Origin of the sequence: Burkholderia sp. 22088 (assembly GCF_052045915.1) — a bacterium.
In the GTDB taxonomy this organism is placed as follows: Bacteria; Pseudomonadota; Gammaproteobacteria; order Burkholderiales; family Burkholderiaceae; genus Burkholderia; species Burkholderia cepacia.
The window spans coordinates 220,911-235,768 of sequence record NZ_JBQEPY010000015.1 but is presented as its reverse complement, the minus strand read 5'-3'; the positions used below and the strand labels follow the sequence as shown (position 1 = coordinate 235,768).

Sequence of the window (14,858 nt, the reverse complement as noted above, 5' to 3'; positions counted from 1 at the left end):
GTGTACTTCTCCTGTAATCGAACTGGGGGGAGGGCAGTCGTGCCTGCGCTCAGAGCTGCTTCATCAGCACGAGCGACTTGCGCTGCCAGTTATAGAGTTTGCGGCGGTCTTCGGGGAGGTCGTCGACGCTGACCTTGACGAAGCCGCGCTTGAGGAACCAGTGCTCGGTGCGCGTCGTGAGCACGAAGATGTGCGTGAGGCCGCGCGCGCGGGCGCGCTGCTCGATGCGCTTGAGCAGGCGTTCGCCGTCGCCCGAGCCCTGCGCTTCCGGCGCGACCGTCAGGCACGCCATCTCGCCGATCTTCTCCTGCTGGTACGGATACAGCGCCGCGCAGCCGAACAGCACGCCATCGTGCTCGATCACCGAGAAGTGGTCGATGTCGCGTTCGATCTGGTGGCGGCCGCGGCGCACCAGCGTGCCGTCCGACTCGAGCGGCTCGATCAGCGACAGGATGCCGCCGACGTCGTCCGGCGTCGCTTCGCGCAGGCTCTCGAGGTTCTCGTACGAGATCATCGTGCCGACGCCGTCGTGCAGGAACAGTTCGAGCAGCATGCTGCCGTCGAGCGACTGCGGGATCAGGTGGGCCCGGGTCACGCCGCCGCGGCATGCGCGGATCGAGTGCTTCAGGAAGAACGCGTCGTCGCCCTGGACGTTGCCGGAATCGAGCAGCTCGGCGGCCGCGTCGAGCGACATTTCGCGCACCAGCCCGCCTTCGTCGTCGACGATGCCGGGCGCTTCGGTCAGGAAGATGATCTTGTCGGCGCGCAGTGCGATCGCGGCGGCCGACGCGACGTCTTCCATCGACAGGTTGAACGCTTCGCCGGTCGGCGAGAAGCCGAGCGGCGACAGCAGCACGAGCTTGCGGCTCGCGAGAGAGTGACGGATCGACTCCGCGTCGATCTTGCGCACGATGCCCGTATGCGCGAAATCGACCCCGTCGAGAATCCCCACCGGCCGCGCGGTCACGAAGTTGCCCGACACGACGCTGATGTGCGCGTGCGCCATCGGCGAGTTCGGCAGACCCTGGCTGATCGCGGCCTCGATGTCGAGACGCACTTCGCCGGCTGCTTCCTTCGCGGATTCGAGCGCGCGCGCATCGGTGATGCGCAGGCCGTGCGAAAACTCGGATTCGACACCGTGCAGGCTCAGCTGCTCCTCGACCTGCGGGCGCGAACCGTGCACCAGCACGATCTGGATACCCATCGCCTGCAGCAGCGCGATGTCGGACACGAGCGCGTTCAGGAGCCCCTGCTGCACCACCTCGCCGCCAAACCCCACGACGAACGTGCTGTTGCGGAACTTGTGGATATAGGGCGCGACGGAGCGCATCCAGTCGACGAACTGCGCGTGACTGGCGGCCGAATCGTCGGCGGCCGGCGGCGTCGCGGCGCCGGTCTGGGCGGGGGGGAGGTCGGTTTGGGAATTCATGGGCGGGATTATAATGCGCCCCCATGTCGAATGTTTCTAAAAGTCCCGCGCCGACGCGGGCCAATACGCCGTCGGCCCGGCACCCGGATGGTGCGGCCGACGCACGCGAGCAGCAGGGCCAGCCAGCGCGCCAGCAGCAGGAAAAGCAGGCGGGCAAACCGGCAGACGCGCCGCGCGGGCCGCGCGGTGACGAACGGCGCGGCGATGCGCGCCAGTTCGCCGCGAAGGGCGCACCCCAGGCAACGGGCGAGCGTTCCCCGCGCCGCGAGCGGCCGCCGCGCGCCGTCGTCGCGCCGAACCCCGTCCCGCCGATCACGTACCCCGAAAGCCTGCCCGTGTCGGGCAAGCGCGACGAAATCGCACACGCGATCGCCGGTCATCAGGTTGTCATCGTCTGCGGCGAGACCGGCTCGGGCAAGACCACGCAGTTGCCGAAGATCTGTCTCGATCTCGGCCGCGGCCTTGGCGCCGGCGGCACGGGCCTGATCGGCCATACGCAGCCGCGGCGGCTCGCCGCGTCGTCGACCGGCCGGCGGATCGCCGAGGAACTCGGCACGCCGTTCGGCGAGGTGGTCGGCTACAAGGTGCGCTTCACCGACAATCTCGCGCCGGGCGCGTCCGTGAAGCTGATGACGGACGGGATCCTGCTCGCCGAGACGCAGACCGATCCGCTGCTGAAGGCGTACGACACGCTGATCATCGACGAGGCGCACGAGCGCAGCCTGAACATCGACTTCCTGCTCGGCTACCTGAAGGAAATCCTGCCGAGGCGGCCGGACCTGAAGCTGATCGTCACGTCCGCGACGATCGACGCCGATCGCTTCGCGCGCCATTTCGGCACCGACGAGCGTCCCGCGCCCGTGATCGAGGTAAGCGGGCGGCTGTATCCGGTCGAGATGCGCTACCGGCCGGTGGCCGAGGATCGCCCGGCCGTGAAAAATGCCGAAGGCACGGGCGGCCGCGATCGCGTGAAGACCGCGCGCGAAGCCGAGCGCGACCTGATGGATGCGATCGTCGACGCGGTCGACGAACTGTGCCGCGAAGGCCCCGGCGACGTGCTGGTGTTCCTGCCCGGCGAGCGCGAGATCCGCGAGGCGGCCGAGGCGCTGCGCAAGCATCATCCGCCGCACACCGAGATCCTGCCGCTGTTCGCGCGGCTCTCGGCAGCGGACCAGGACAAGGTGTTCAAGGCATCGAACGCGCGCCGCATCGTGCTCGCGACCAACGTGGCCGAAACCTCGCTGACGGTGCCGGGCATCCGCTACGTCGTCGATACCGGCCTCGCGCGCGTGAAGCGCTATTCGTACCGGAACAAGGTCGAGCAGCTGCAGGTCGAGTCGATCTCGCAGGCCGCCGCGAACCAGCGCGCGGGCCGCTGCGGCCGCGTGGCCGACGGTATCTGCATCCGCTTGTACGAGGAAAGCGACTACCAGGCGCGGGCGCGCTTCACCGATCCGGAAATCCTGCGCTCGTCGCTCGCGTCGGTGATCCTGCGGATGAAGTCGCTGCACCTGACGGCGATCGAATCGTTCCCGTTCCTCGAGCCGCCGCCCGGCCGCGCGATCGCGGACGGCTACCAGCTGCTCAACGAGCTCGGCGCGGTCGACGACGACAACGCGCTGACGCCGCTCGGCCGCGAACTCGCGCGGCTGCCGCTCGACCCGCGCGTCGGCCGGATGATTCTCGCCGCGCGCGACCAGCAGTCGCTGCGCGAGGTGTTGATCATCGCGAGCGCGCTGTCCGTGCAGGACCCGCGCGACCGCCCGATCGAGGCGCAGGAGCAGGCCGACCAGGCGCACCGCCGGTTCGCCGACGAGCGTTCCGAGTTCCTGCAGTGGCTGAAGATCTGGGCGTGGTTCGAAGAGGCGGTCGCGCACAAGAAGTCGAACCGCCAGCTCGTCGACGCATGCCGGCAGAACTTCCTGTCGCACCTGCGGCTGCGCGAGTGGCGCGACGTCCATTCGCAGCTGCTGACCGTCGTGCGCGAGCACGGCTGGCGGCTCAACGAAGCCGAGGCGACATACGAACAGGTCCATCTGGCCCTGCTGACGGGCCTGCTCGGCAACCTCGGCCTGAAGGCCGATGACGATCCGCACTATCTCGGCGCGCGCGGGATCAAGTTCTACCTGTGGCCGGGCTCCGTGCTCGCGAAGAAGGCCGGCCGCTGGGTGATGGCGGCCGAGCTCGTCGAGACGAGCCGGCTGTACGCGCGCTGCCTCGCGAAGATCGAGCCGGAGTGGGTCGAGAAGATCGGCGCGCACCTGCTGAAGAAATCGCTGTCGGAGCCGCACTGGGAGAAGCGCCCGGCGCAGGTCAGCGCGTTCGAGCGCGCGACGCTGTACGGGCTGCCGATCTACCACCGCCGGCGCGTCGCGTTCGGCAAGCAGGATCCGGCGCGGGCGCGCGAGCTGTTCATCCGCGGCGCGCTGGTCGAAGGCGAATTCGACACGAAGCTGCCGTTCTTCGCGCACAACCGCAAGCTGCTCGCCGACATCGAGCAGCTCGAGCACAAGTCGCGCCGGCAGGACGTGCTGGTCGACGACGAGCTGATCTACGCGTACTACGACCAGGCGATTCCGGCGGGCATCCACACGGGCGCCGCATTCGAGCGCTGGTATCGCGACGAGGTGAAGAAGGGCGGCCAGCCCGAGGACAAGCAGCGGCTGCTGTACCTGTCGCGCGACGACCTGATGCGCCACGAGGCGGCCGGCGTGACGACCGAGCTGTTCCCGAAGCGCGCGACGATGGCCGGCGTCGAGATGGCGCTCACGTATCACTTCGAGCCGGGCACGCCGCGCGACGGCGTGACGCTCGCGGTGCCGCTGTATGCGCTGAACCAGGTCGACGCGCGCCGCTGCGAGTGGCTCGTGCCGGGGATGCTGAAGGAAAAGGTGCAGTTGCTGCTGAAGTCGCTGCCGCAGAAGCTGCGCCGGCACTGCGTGCCGCTGCCCGAATACGCGGCCGGCTTCGTCGAGCGGATGGGCCGCGAGCGCTTCGGCGCGGGCGGCCTTGTCGAGGCGCTGATCGCCGACGTGCGCGGCGAGACGCAGGTCGCGATGAAAACGGCCGATTTCAAGCTCGAGACGCTGCCCGCGCACCTGTTCATGAACTTCAAGGTGATCGACGAGCACGGCCGCCAGCTCGCGATGGGGCGCAATCTCGCGCAGCTTCGCCAGGAGCTGGGCGCGCAGGCGCAGCAGCAGTTCCAGAAGATCGCGGCGGCGTCGACGATCGCGGCTGGCGGGGAGGGCGATGCGGGTCAGCCGGTCGGCCACGCGCCGGCGGCGGCTGGTCCGGCCGGCGCACCCGGCCGCGGCCCGAAGCCCGCGAAGGGCGCGGCGCCGCAGACGTCCGCTCCGACGGAAGCCGGCGCGACGGCGCTGTACGAGAACCTGACGACGTGGAATTTCGGCAAGCTCCCCGAGCTGCTGGAAATCCGCCGGCGCGGCCAGACGCTGTACGGCTACCCGGCGCTCGTCGATCGCGGCACGCATTGCGACGTCGAGGTGTTCGATTCGCCGGAGGAGGCCGCGCGCATCCACCGGGCCGGCCTGCGGCGGCTGTTCGCGCTGCAGCTGAAGGAGCCGATCAAGTTCCTCGAGAAGAACCTGCCGGGCCTGCGCGAGATGGCGATGCAGTACATGTCGCTCGGCACGCAGGACGAATTGCGCGACCAGCTGATCGACACGGCGCTCGACCGCGCGTGCCTGCAGGACCCGCTGCCCGACGACGACGCGAGCTTCCACGCGCGCCGTGACGAGGGCCGAAGCCGCCTGAACCTGCTCGCGCAGGAAATCGCGCGGCTGGTCGGGCAGGTCCTGGCCGAATACGCGGGGCTCGTGAAGAAGCTCGCGCAGGCGAAGCCGTTCGCGCAGGCGCATGCGGACCTGCAGCAGCAGCTCGCCGCGCTGGTCGGCAAGCGCTTCGTGATCGATACGCCCTACGCGCAACTCGCGCACTTCCCGCGCTACCTGAAGGGCATCGCGCTGCGGATCGACAAGCTGAAGGCCGATCCGGCGCGCGACGCGAAGCAGTCGGCCGACCTGCTGCCGCTCGCCCAGCAGTACCAGCGCGCGGTGTCGCAGCGCGGCGGCGTCGCCGATCCGCGGCTCGCGGAATTCCGCTGGCTGCTCGAGGAATTGCGGATTTCGCTGTTCGCGCAGGAACTGCGCACGCCGATGCCTGTCTCTGTCAAGCGTCTGCACAAGGTCTGGGAGTCGATGCAGCGCTAGCGCAACATCGGCTTCCCGGGCTCCGCGCCGGCGGCGGGCCCCGGCCGGCCGCGCGGCGCTTGCCGGGCCGCCCGGCCGGGCACGCCGCCGCGTGCGTCGAAGTGGCGCAATGCCGGCCCAGGTCAACCGGCCGGGCCGGTTGAACGTTTTACAATGACGGTTGTTCCACGACGTGAGTCTTCATGCGCACTTTCCTTTCCCTCGGCCGCACGCTCGCGCTGGCCGCCGCCGTGCTGGCGCCCGCCGCCCACGCGAATAACGTGATCATCCTCAATTCGGCCGAAGCGACGCTTTCCCTGATCGACCAGCAGACCCGTCAGGTCGTCGGCACGATGCCGACCGGCAAGGAACCGCATCACCTGATGGCAACGCCCGACAATTCGTCGCTGATCGTTGCAAATTCGGTCTCGAACAGCCTGATGTTCCTCGATCCGAAGACGGGCAAGCTGCAGCGCACCGTCGAAGGGATCGACGATCCTTACCAGCTCGGTTTCTCGCCCGACCGCAAGTGGTTCGCGGCCGCCGGCCTGCGCCTCGACCGCGTCGACATCTACGGCTACGACGGCCGCGACCTGAAGCTCGTGAAGCGCGTGCCGCTCGAAGTCATGCCGAGCCACCTCGCGTTCACGAAGGACAGCAAGACGCTGCTCGTGTCGCTGCAGGTGTCCGGCGAGATCGCGGCGATCGACCTGCCGACGCAGACGGTCAAGTGGAAGATGAAGGTCGGCAAGGTGCCGGCCGGCCTGTGGCTCACGCCGGACGACAAGTACCTGCTCGTCGGGATGACGGGCGCGGACTACGTCGCGGTGGTCGACTGGCGCAACCAGAAGGTCGTCAAGCAGATCTATACCGGCAAGGGCGCGCACAACTTCCGTTCGCTCGCCGACGGCACGCACGTCGCGGTGACGAACCGGGTCGCGAACACGATCAGCATCATCGACGAGAACACGCTCACCAACGTCGGCGACATCACCGGCCTGCTGCCGGGCCCCGACGACATGGAACTGTCCGCCGACAAGAAGACGCTGTGGGTGACGTTCCGCTTCGCGAAGAAGGTCGGGATCATCGACCTGGCGTCGCGCAAGCTGGTGCAGACGATCGCCGTCGGCCGTTCGCCGCACGGGATCTACTTCTACGACCGCGCGCCGTGGCGCGCCGCGAACGGCGCGTGACGGGCGGGGGAGAACGATGCTGCACCTGATCGATGCGTTCGTATCGGACATCCAGACCTGGCTGTACGTCGACGTCGTGCAGCCGCTCCTCTTCAAGTTCAACCTGATGGACTACGACGAGGACACCTACGACGCGCTGTACTGGGTGATCGTCGGCGCGCTGCAGATGGTGCTGATGTTCGTGCTGCTGCGCCCGCTCGAGGCGCTGCGGCCCGTCGAGCGCTGGACGAACCGCCGTGCCGTGCGGGTCGACGTGATCTACACCGCGATCGCGAAGCTCGGCATCTATTCGCTGTTCTTCTTCTTCGCGCTGCAGCCGCTGTTCGACAACTTCCAGGCGTGGCTGCGCCTGCACGGGGTCGCGAACGTCAACCTCGACTACCTGTGGCCGGGCGTGACCTCGAAGCCGATCGTCGCGTTCGCGATCTATCTCGTCGTGCTCGATTTCGCCGGCTACTGGTATCACCGCTGGCAGCACAAGTTCGGCGTCTGGTGGGAGCTGCACGCCGTGCATCACAGCCAGCGCCAGATGTCGCTGTGGTGCGACGACCGCAACCACGTGCTCGACGACGTGATCCAGTCGTGCTTCTTCGCGGCGATCGCGCTCGTGATCGGCGTGACGCCGTCGCAGTTCGTCGTGCTGACCGCGTTCACCAACTTCATGCAGAGCATTCAGCACACGAATGCGCGCCTGTCGTTCGGCTGGCTCGGCGAGCGCCTGTTCGTGAGCCCGATCTTCCACCGGCGCCACCACGCGGTCGGCTACGGCCACGAAGGCACGAAGTACGGCTGCAACTTCGGCGTGCTGTTCCCGTGGTGGGACATGATGTTCGGCACCGCGTCGTGGAACCGCACGGTCGAGCCGACCGGCATCCGCGACCAGGTCGAGGGCGTGTCCTACGGCGAAGGCTTCTGGGCGCAGCACGGCCTCGCGTTCGTGCGGATCTTCCGGCGCCTGTTCCCCGCCAAGCGCGGCGCGGCGTCGGCCTGATCCGGCCATTCCCACGTTGAGCGGCTCTCCCACGCGGCCCGCATGTGCTTTGGCGCATGCGGGCCGCGTGGTTTATCCTTTCCCCGTTTTTCTCCGTCGATACAGGCTCGCATGAACGACTTGCTGCGTTCCTTCGTCCGGGCATTCGCGAGCGCACTGCATCCGCGCATGCTCTGGCTCACCCTGATGCCGTTTCTTGTCTCGGCCGTCCTGTGGGGTGTCGTGCTGTGGTTCTCGTGGCAGACGCTGCTGGACCTCGCACGCGGCGCGCTCGACGGCTTCGTGCTGACGGCCCTGCTGTACCGCGCGTTCGACGCGATCGGCATGTCGCAGCTGCATGCGGTCGTCGCGCCGTTCGTGGTCGTGTCGCTCGCGATTCCGCTGATCGTGCTGACCGTGCTGCTGCTGATCGCGACGATTTCGATGCCGGTCGTGATCAAGCACCTGTCGAACCGGCAGTTCGCGGCGCTCGAGCCGAAGCGGGGCGGCACCTTCTTCGGCAGCGTGTTCAATTCGCTGTGGGCGGCGCTGGCCGGTGTCGTCGTGCTGGTCGTCACGATCCCGCTGTGGCTGATTCCACCGTTTTTCGCGCTGCTGCCGCCCGTGATCTGGGGCTGGCTCACGTACCGCGTGATGACCTACGACGCGCTCGCGCTGCACGCGAGCCGCGACGAGCGCCGGGCGCTCGTGCGCCGGCACCGCTGGCCGCTGATCGGCATCGGCGTCGCGACCGGGCTGCTCGGCACCGTGCCGACCTTCGTGTGGGTATCGTCGGTCTGGATGATGGTGCTGTTCCCGTTCGTCGCGGCGGCCATGATCTGGGTTTACGCTTTCATCCTCGTCTTCTCGGCGCTGTGGTTCGGGCATTACTGCCTGCGCGCGCTGGAGGACCTGCGTGCGAGTTCGCGCGCCACCGCAATCGACATGGGGCAGGCATGAGCATCGGCATCATCATCATCGGCGACGAAATCCTTTCGGGCCGCCGGCAGGACAAGCATCTGGCGAAGGTCATCGAGCTGCTCGGCGCACGCGGCCTCGCGCTCGACTGGGCCGAATACGTCGGCGACGATCCGGCGCGCATCACGGCGACGCTCGCGCGCGCGATCGCGTCGGGCGACATCGTGTTCTCGACGGGCGGGATCGGCGCGACGCCGGACGACCACACGCGCCAGTGTGCGGCCGCCGCGCTCGGCGTGACGCTCGAGCTGCATCCGGAAGCGAAGGTGCTGATTTCGGAGCGGATCCGCGAAACCCACACCGACCCGGCCACGCCGGTCGATTTCGATTCTCCGGAGAACCAGCACCGCTTCAACATGGGCGTGTTTCCGGTGGGCGCGACGATCATCCCGAACGGCTACAACCGGATTCCCGGTTTCTCGGTCGGCGACCTGCACTTCGTGCCGGGTTTCCCGGTGATGGCGTGGCCGATGATCGAATGGGTGCTCGATACGAAGTACGCGCACCTGCATCACGCGACGCCGCACGCGGAGCGTTCGCTGTACGTGTTCGAGCTGCCGGAATCGACGCTCACGCCGTTGATGGAGCGCATCGAGCGCGATTTCCCGGGCGTGCGCGTGTTCAGCCTGCCGAGCGTGGGCGATGCGGAGCGTGGCGGGATCTTCGCGCGCCGTCACATCGACCTCGGCGTGAAGGGCGAGCCGGAAGCGGTCGCGGCCGCGTACGTGAAGCTGCGCGAGGGCGTGCACCTGCTCGGCGGCGACGTCGTCGAAGCCGAGACGTCGCGGGCCTGAGCGGCGCGCCAGCCGGCCGCGCAAAAACCACGGGCCGCGCAACGCGGCCCGTCATCGGCATGTCATCGCCCGGCTCGACGATAAGGCTGTCGTCACCGGCGGGCGCGGCGCGCCGTCAGGCGCCGATCCACGGCAGTTTCCGGAAGCACCAGCCGTCGACCGTCTTGCGGTGGCCTTCGGCGTCCTTCGCGCCCTCGAAGCCTTCGAGCAGGTCGAACGCCTTCGTGAAGCCGGCCTGCGTGGAGGCGACCGCGGCGAGCTTCGAGCGCGCGGCGCTGCGGCACAGGAACAGGATGGGGGTATCGGCCGGGAGGGCCGCCTTCAGTTCGTTGACGAATTCGGCGTTCGGCACGCCACCCGGGTAGCGCGTCCATTCGAGGTGCAGATACTGGCCGTCGCCGACGAGCGGGCGGCCGATCCAGTCGAGTTCGGCGCGGGTGCGCACGTCGACGAGGCGTGCCGACGGATCGAGCTGCAGCAGTTCGAAGGCTTCGGCCGGCAGCAGCGCCCCGGCGTAGTTGAGCGGGCCTTGGGCGCGGCGTTCGTCGGCCTTCGCGTAAAGCTGGTCGAGCGTACTCATGGCAGGGAGTCTCCGTATCGGTCAAACGAGCATTCTAGCGCGGCGTCGCGGCATGGATGGCCGCGTGCGGTGCGGTGCACGCGTGGCCCACGTGTTCACCAAAAAAGTGCAGAATGGCACGTATGCACCAGAATGATTCCTTGGTTGCGGCGGGCTGCCGGAATTGCACCATCACAGTGCTTTCGGCGAGCGACCGGTGCGGCGCAAGGCCCCGGAATCGCGCAGCCCGGCCCTGTCGTGGCGAGCCCCGGCGCGATTTGCGCCCGTCGTTCGCAAAGGTGGCACGGAAGCTGCTATATAGAATTCGGTCGAATCGGGGCGCGCTGCGCCAAAGCAAGACCCCGGTCAGCTCGATAAACGAGGCGGTTCCCAGTCCGCCGGAATTGTTCTAATCAGGAGAAGAGGTTATGAGTAAAACCGTCGCCGACGTCATGCAGCTCGTGAAGGACGAGGACGTCAAGTTTGTCGATTTCCGCTTCACGGATACGCGCGGCAAGGAGCAGCACGTGTCGGTGCCGGTTTCGGCGTTTGACGAAGACAAGTTCGAAAGCGGCCATGCATTCGACGGCTCGTCGATCGCCGGCTGGAAGGGCATCGAGGCGTCGGACATGCTGCTCATGCCGGACCCGAGCGCCGCTTTCGTCGACCCGTTCTATGAAGAGTCGACCCTCGTGCTGACCTGCGACGTGGTCGAGCCGGCCGACGGCAAGGGCTACGAGCGCGATCCGCGTTCGCTCGCGAAGCGCGGCGAAGCGTACCTGAAGAGCACGGGCATCGGCGACACGGCCTACTTCGGTCCGGAACCGGAATTCTTCATTTTCGACTCGGTCCAGTGGAACACGGACATGTCGGGCTGCTTCGTGAAGATCAACTCGGAAGAAGCGCCGTGGTCGGCAGGCAAGGAATTCGAAGGCGGCAACACGGGCCACCGTCCGGGCACGAAGGGCGGCTACTTCCCGGTCGCACCGGTCGACACGTTCCAGGACATGCGTTCGGAAATGTGTCTGCTGCTCGAACAGCTCGGCATTCCGGTCGAAGTGCACCACCACGAAGTGGCGGGCCAGGGCCAGAACGAAATCGGCACGAAGTTCTCGACGCTGGTTCAGCGCGCCGACTGGACGCAATGGTCGAAGTACATCATCCACAACGTCGCGCACTCGTACGGCAAGACCGCGACGTTCATGCCGAAGCCGGTCGTCGGCGACAACGGTTCGGGCATGCACGTTCACCAGTCGATCTGGAAGGACGGCCAGAACCTGTTCGCGGGCAACGGCTACGCCGGCCTGTCGGAACTGGCGCTGTTCTACATCGGCGGCATCATCAAGCACGCCCGTGCACTGAACGCGATCACGAACCCGACGACGAACTCGTACAAGCGTCTGGTCCCGCACTTCGAAGCACCGGTCAAGCTCGCGTACTCCGCACGCAACCGCTCGGCATCGATCCGCATTCCGCACGTGTCGAACCCGAAGGGCCGCCGTATCGAAACGCGCTTCCCGGATCCGATGGCGAACCCGTACCTGTGCTTCACGGCGCTGATGATGGCCGGCCTCGACGGGATCCAGAACAAGATCCATCCGGGCGAAGCAGCGGACAAGAACCTGTACGACCTGCCGCCGGAAGAGGATGCAAAGATCCCGACCGTCTGCGCGGGCCTCGACCAGGCACTCGAAGCGCTCGACAAGGATCGCGAGTTCCTGACGCGCGGCGGCGTGTTCACGGACGGCATGATCGACGCGTACCTCGCGCTGAAGGAGCAGGAGCTGGCGAAGTTCCGCATGACGACGCACCCGATCGAGTTCGAGATGTACTACTCGCTGTAATCGGCGATGGCGCTTCGATTCAGCGCCGTTTTGCCGGTTCGTTCCCGCCGCGCGGTTGGCGGCGGGGGCGGCGGAGTCTGAAAGGGGCGGCGTTCAGCCGTCCCTTTTTTGTTCCGGTGATTTTCCTTTTCTGGCCCGTTGAGGCGCGACAAGCACGCAGATGGTTCTGAAGAATCTGATCAAGGCGAAAACGGGGCAGCCCGAGCGACTGACGGACGACGAGCGGCTCGCACGCTCGGGCCTGCTGGCAGGGCTGGAAGCGCTGCCGACGGTTGTGCTCGTGCTCGACCGCAAGACGCTGCGGATCGCGTTCGCGAACCCCTCCGCGGAGGCGATGCTCGACATCTCGCGCCGGCAGCTCGCGCAGCGGCCGTGGGGCGAGATCTTTCCGAACGCGAACGAACTGGCGTCGACGATCACCGCGATCGGCGAGGAGCGCTTTCACGCGACGCACCTCGATACCGTGCTCGACCGGCCCGGCCGCGAACCGCTGCACGTGCATGCGATCGTCGGCTTCCTCGAGACCGCGCCCGATTTCGTGCTCGTCGAGCTGTTCGAGAACGAACGGCAGTCGCGCACCGATCGCGAGGAGCGCATCCACGACCTGACCGCGGTCAACAAGCAGCTGATCCGCAACCTCGCGCACGAGATCAAGAATCCGCTCGGCGGCATTCGCGGCGCGGCCCAGCTGCTCGAATTCGAACTCGGCGAGCGCGAGCGCGGCGAGTTGCGCGAATACACGCAGGTGATCATCAAGGAGTCCGACCGCCTGCAGACGCTCGTCGACCGGTTGCTGGAGCCGCACCGGCATCCGCACATCGTCGGCGACGTGAACATTCATGAAGTATGCGAACGCGTGCGCGCGGTGATGCTCGCGGAATTCCCGCGCGGGCTCACGATCGAGCGCGACTACGACGTGAGCGTGCCGGACCTGCGCGGCGACAAGGAGCAACTGATCCAGGCGCTGCTCAACATCGTGCGCAACGCGGCGCAGGCGCTGCGCGAACGGATCGCGCAGGGCGACGCGAAGATCGAGTTGCGCACGCGCATCGCGCGCAAGGTGACGATCGCGAAGCGCCTGTACCGGCTGGCACTGGACTTGCACGTGATCGACAACGGACCCGGCATCCCGGAAGACATCCGCGACCGGATCTTCTACCCGCTCGTGTCCGGGCGCGACGACGGCAGCGGCCTCGGCCTGACGCTCGCGCAGACGTTCGTGCAGCAGCACGACGGGACGATCGAGGTCGAAAGCCGGCCCGGACGTACCGAATTTCAGATCCTGCTGCCGCTCGATCATTGAGCGACGGCATGGCGATTCACCGGATTCACCAATATCTGACCGACCTATGAAGCCGATCTGGATAGTAGACGACGACCAATCGATCCGCTGGGTGCTTGAAAAGGCGCTCGCCCGGGACAGCTTCGCGACGAAGAGCTTCGCGAACGTGCGCGACGCGCTGGCCGCGCTCGACCACGAGACGCCGCAGGTGCTCGTATCCGACATCCGGATGCCGGGCGGCTCGGGCCTCGAGTTGCTGCAGGCGATGCACGAGCGCCTGCCGGGCCTGCCCGTCATCATCATGACGGCGTTCTCCGATCTCGACAGTGCCGTCGCGGCGTTCCAGGGCGGCGCGTTCGAATATCTCGCGAAGCCGTTCGACGTCGACAAGGCGGTCGAGCTGATCCGCCGCGCCGTCGAGGAAAGCCTGCGCGGCGGCGTGCCGCAGGACGAGCGCGTGGCCGAGGCGCCCGAGATGCTGGGCCAGGCGCCCGCGATGCAGGACATGTTCCGCGCGATCGGCCGCCTGTCGCACTCGGCCGCGACCGTGCTGATCACCGGCGAATCGGGCACCGGCAAGGAGCTCGTCGCGCGTGCGCTGCACCGTCACAGCCCGCGCGCGAACGGGCCGTTCATCGCGCTGAACACCGCGGCGATTCCGAAGGACCTGCTCGAATCCGAGCTGTTCGGCCATGAGCGCGGCGCGTTCACCGGCGCGCAGTCGACGCGGCAGGGCCGCTTCGAGCAGGCCGAGAACGGCACGCTGTTCCTCGACGAAATCGGCGACATGCCGTTCGACCTGCAGACGCGCCTGTTGCGCGTGCTGTCGGACGGGCAGTTCTATCGGGTCGGCGGGCACAACCCGCTGCGCGCGAACGTGCGCGTGATCGCCGCGACGCACCAGAATCTCGAATCGCGCGTGCGGCAGGGCCTGTTCCGCGAAGACCTTTACCACCGGCTCAACGTGATCCGGCTGCGGCTGCCGCCGCTGCGCGAGCGCAGCGAGGACATCGCGCTGCTCACGCGCCACTTCCTGCAGAAGAGCGCGCGCGATCTGGGCGTCGAGCCGAAACGCGTGTCCGACGAGGCGCTGGCCTACCTGACGTCGCTCGCGTTTCCCGGCAACGTGCGCCAGCTCGAGAACCTCGCGAACTGGCTGACCGTGATGGCGCCCGCGCAGACGGTCGAGATCAAGGACCTGCCGCCCGACCTCGTGCCGGCCGGCGCGCCGGTCGTCGCTGCGGGTGAAGGTGCGGGCACGCACGTCGGTGGTGGCGATACGGCACTCTCTGCACCGGTGACGGGCACGGCGCCGGTGGCGTCCGCGCCTGTCGCGGCCGCGCCGAACGGCAGCGCGCCGGCCGGCTATCCGGTGTGGGAGCATGGTTTGCGCACCGAGGTGGCGCGGCTGTTGCGCGAGAATTCGGCCGACGTGATGGACGAACTCGCACGCCGCTTCGAGGCGGCCGTGATCCGCGAGGCGCTCGACTTCACGCGCGGTCGCAAGGTCGAGGCCGCGGAGCGCCTCGGCATCGGCCGCAACACGATCACGCGCAAGATCCAGGAACTCCATCTGGAGCCCTGAGCACGATTTGCGG

Annotated in this window: 10 protein-coding genes; 8 read left to right on the top strand and 2 right to left on the bottom strand. The window is 67.6% G+C overall.

What is annotated here, in order from left to right:
- Positions 1–49: 49 nt before the first annotated feature.
- Positions 50–1,429 carry an amino-acid N-acetyltransferase gene (gene argA, locus ACTJLD_RS27635; RefSeq protein ID WP_027786948.1) on the bottom strand — a complete coding sequence of 460 codons (1,380 nt, stop codon included), beginning with the start codon at positions 1,427–1,429 and terminating at the stop codon, positions 50–52.
- Positions 1,430–1,452: 23 nt separating this feature from the next.
- Here argA and hrpA point away from each other — a divergent pair, with 23 nt between their 5' ends.
- The 5 genes from hrpA to ACTJLD_RS27610 all read left to right on the top strand — a co-directional run bounded on the left by hrpA (position 1,453) and on the right by ACTJLD_RS27610 (position 9,575).
- Positions 1,453–5,661: an ATP-dependent RNA helicase HrpA gene (gene hrpA, locus ACTJLD_RS27630; RefSeq protein ID WP_440660040.1), complete on the top strand. Its 4,209-nt coding sequence runs from the start codon at positions 1,453–1,455 to the stop codon at positions 5,659–5,661.
- Between the two features lie 182 nt (positions 5,662–5,843).
- Positions 5,844–6,833, top strand: a complete 990-nt coding sequence (locus tag ACTJLD_RS27625; protein ID WP_027786950.1) for a YVTN family beta-propeller repeat protein — start codon at positions 5,844–5,846, stop codon at positions 6,831–6,833.
- Positions 6,834–6,849: 16 nt separating this feature from the next.
- Positions 6,850–7,824 carry a sterol desaturase family protein gene (locus tag ACTJLD_RS27620; RefSeq protein WP_021157648.1) on the top strand — a complete coding sequence of 325 codons (975 nt, stop codon included), beginning with the start codon at positions 6,850–6,852 and terminating at the stop codon, positions 7,822–7,824.
- A 111-nt stretch (positions 7,825–7,935) separates the two neighbouring features.
- On the top strand, positions 7,936–8,763 hold the full coding sequence (locus tag ACTJLD_RS27615) for an EI24 domain-containing protein (RefSeq protein ID WP_059699126.1): 828 nt from the start codon (positions 7,936–7,938) through the stop codon (positions 8,761–8,763).
- Complete coding sequence (locus tag ACTJLD_RS27610; protein WP_027786951.1) at positions 8,760–9,575, top strand: competence/damage-inducible protein A; 816 nt, start codon at positions 8,760–8,762, stop codon at positions 9,573–9,575. The genes ACTJLD_RS27615 and ACTJLD_RS27610 overlap by 4 nt, the downstream gene beginning before the upstream one ends.
- A gap of 115 nt (positions 9,576–9,690) precedes the next feature.
- Here the strand turns inward: ACTJLD_RS27610 and ACTJLD_RS27605 are convergent, their stop codons facing one another.
- Positions 9,691–10,155, bottom strand: a complete 465-nt coding sequence (locus ACTJLD_RS27605) for a rhodanese-like domain-containing protein (protein WP_440660038.1) — start codon at positions 10,153–10,155, stop codon at positions 9,691–9,693.
- A 407-nt stretch (positions 10,156–10,562) separates the two neighbouring features.
- Between ACTJLD_RS27605 and glnA the strand changes: the two genes are divergently transcribed.
- The 3 genes from glnA (at position 10,563) to ntrC (ending at position 14,845) form a co-directional block, all read left to right on the top strand.
- Entirely contained in the window at positions 10,563–11,978 is a 1,416-nt protein-coding gene (gene glnA / locus ACTJLD_RS27600; RefSeq protein WP_017331833.1) for a type I glutamate--ammonia ligase, read from the top strand.
- Positions 11,979–12,138: 160 nt separating this feature from the next.
- Positions 12,139–13,281: a nitrogen regulation protein NR(II) gene (glnL, locus tag ACTJLD_RS27595; protein ID WP_021157653.1), complete on the top strand. Its 1,143-nt coding sequence runs from the start codon at positions 12,139–12,141 to the stop codon at positions 13,279–13,281.
- A gap of 46 nt (positions 13,282–13,327) precedes the next feature.
- A complete protein-coding gene (gene ntrC / locus ACTJLD_RS27590) occupies positions 13,328–14,845 on the top strand; it encodes a nitrogen regulation protein NR(I) (protein ID WP_021157654.1) in 1,518 nt (505 codons plus the stop codon).
- Positions 14,846–14,858: the final 13 nt, after the last annotated feature.

Coding starts and splice junctions, on each gene's coding strand:
- ntrC (WP_021157654.1), top strand. CDS start 13,328: ATGAAGCCGATCTGGATAGTAGACGACGACCAATCGATCCGCTGGGTG.
- ACTJLD_RS27605 (WP_440660038.1), bottom strand. CDS start 10,155: ATGAGTACGCTCGACCAGCTTTACGCGAAGGCCGACGAACGCCGCGCC.
- hrpA (WP_440660040.1), top strand. CDS start 1,453: ATGTCGAATGTTTCTAAAAGTCCCGCGCCGACGCGGGCCAATACGCCG.
- argA (WP_027786948.1), bottom strand. CDS start 1,429: ATGAATTCCCAAACCGACCTCCCCCCCGCCCAGACCGGCGCCGCGACG.
- glnA (WP_017331833.1), top strand. CDS start 10,563: ATGAGTAAAACCGTCGCCGACGTCATGCAGCTCGTGAAGGACGAGGAC.
- glnL (WP_021157653.1), top strand. CDS start 12,139: ATGGTTCTGAAGAATCTGATCAAGGCGAAAACGGGGCAGCCCGAGCGA.
- ACTJLD_RS27625 (WP_027786950.1), top strand. CDS start 5,844: ATGCGCACTTTCCTTTCCCTCGGCCGCACGCTCGCGCTGGCCGCCGCC.
- ACTJLD_RS27620 (WP_021157648.1), top strand. CDS start 6,850: ATGCTGCACCTGATCGATGCGTTCGTATCGGACATCCAGACCTGGCTG.
- ACTJLD_RS27610 (WP_027786951.1), top strand. CDS start 8,760: ATGAGCATCGGCATCATCATCATCGGCGACGAAATCCTTTCGGGCCGC.
- ACTJLD_RS27615 (WP_059699126.1), top strand. CDS start 7,936: ATGAACGACTTGCTGCGTTCCTTCGTCCGGGCATTCGCGAGCGCACTG.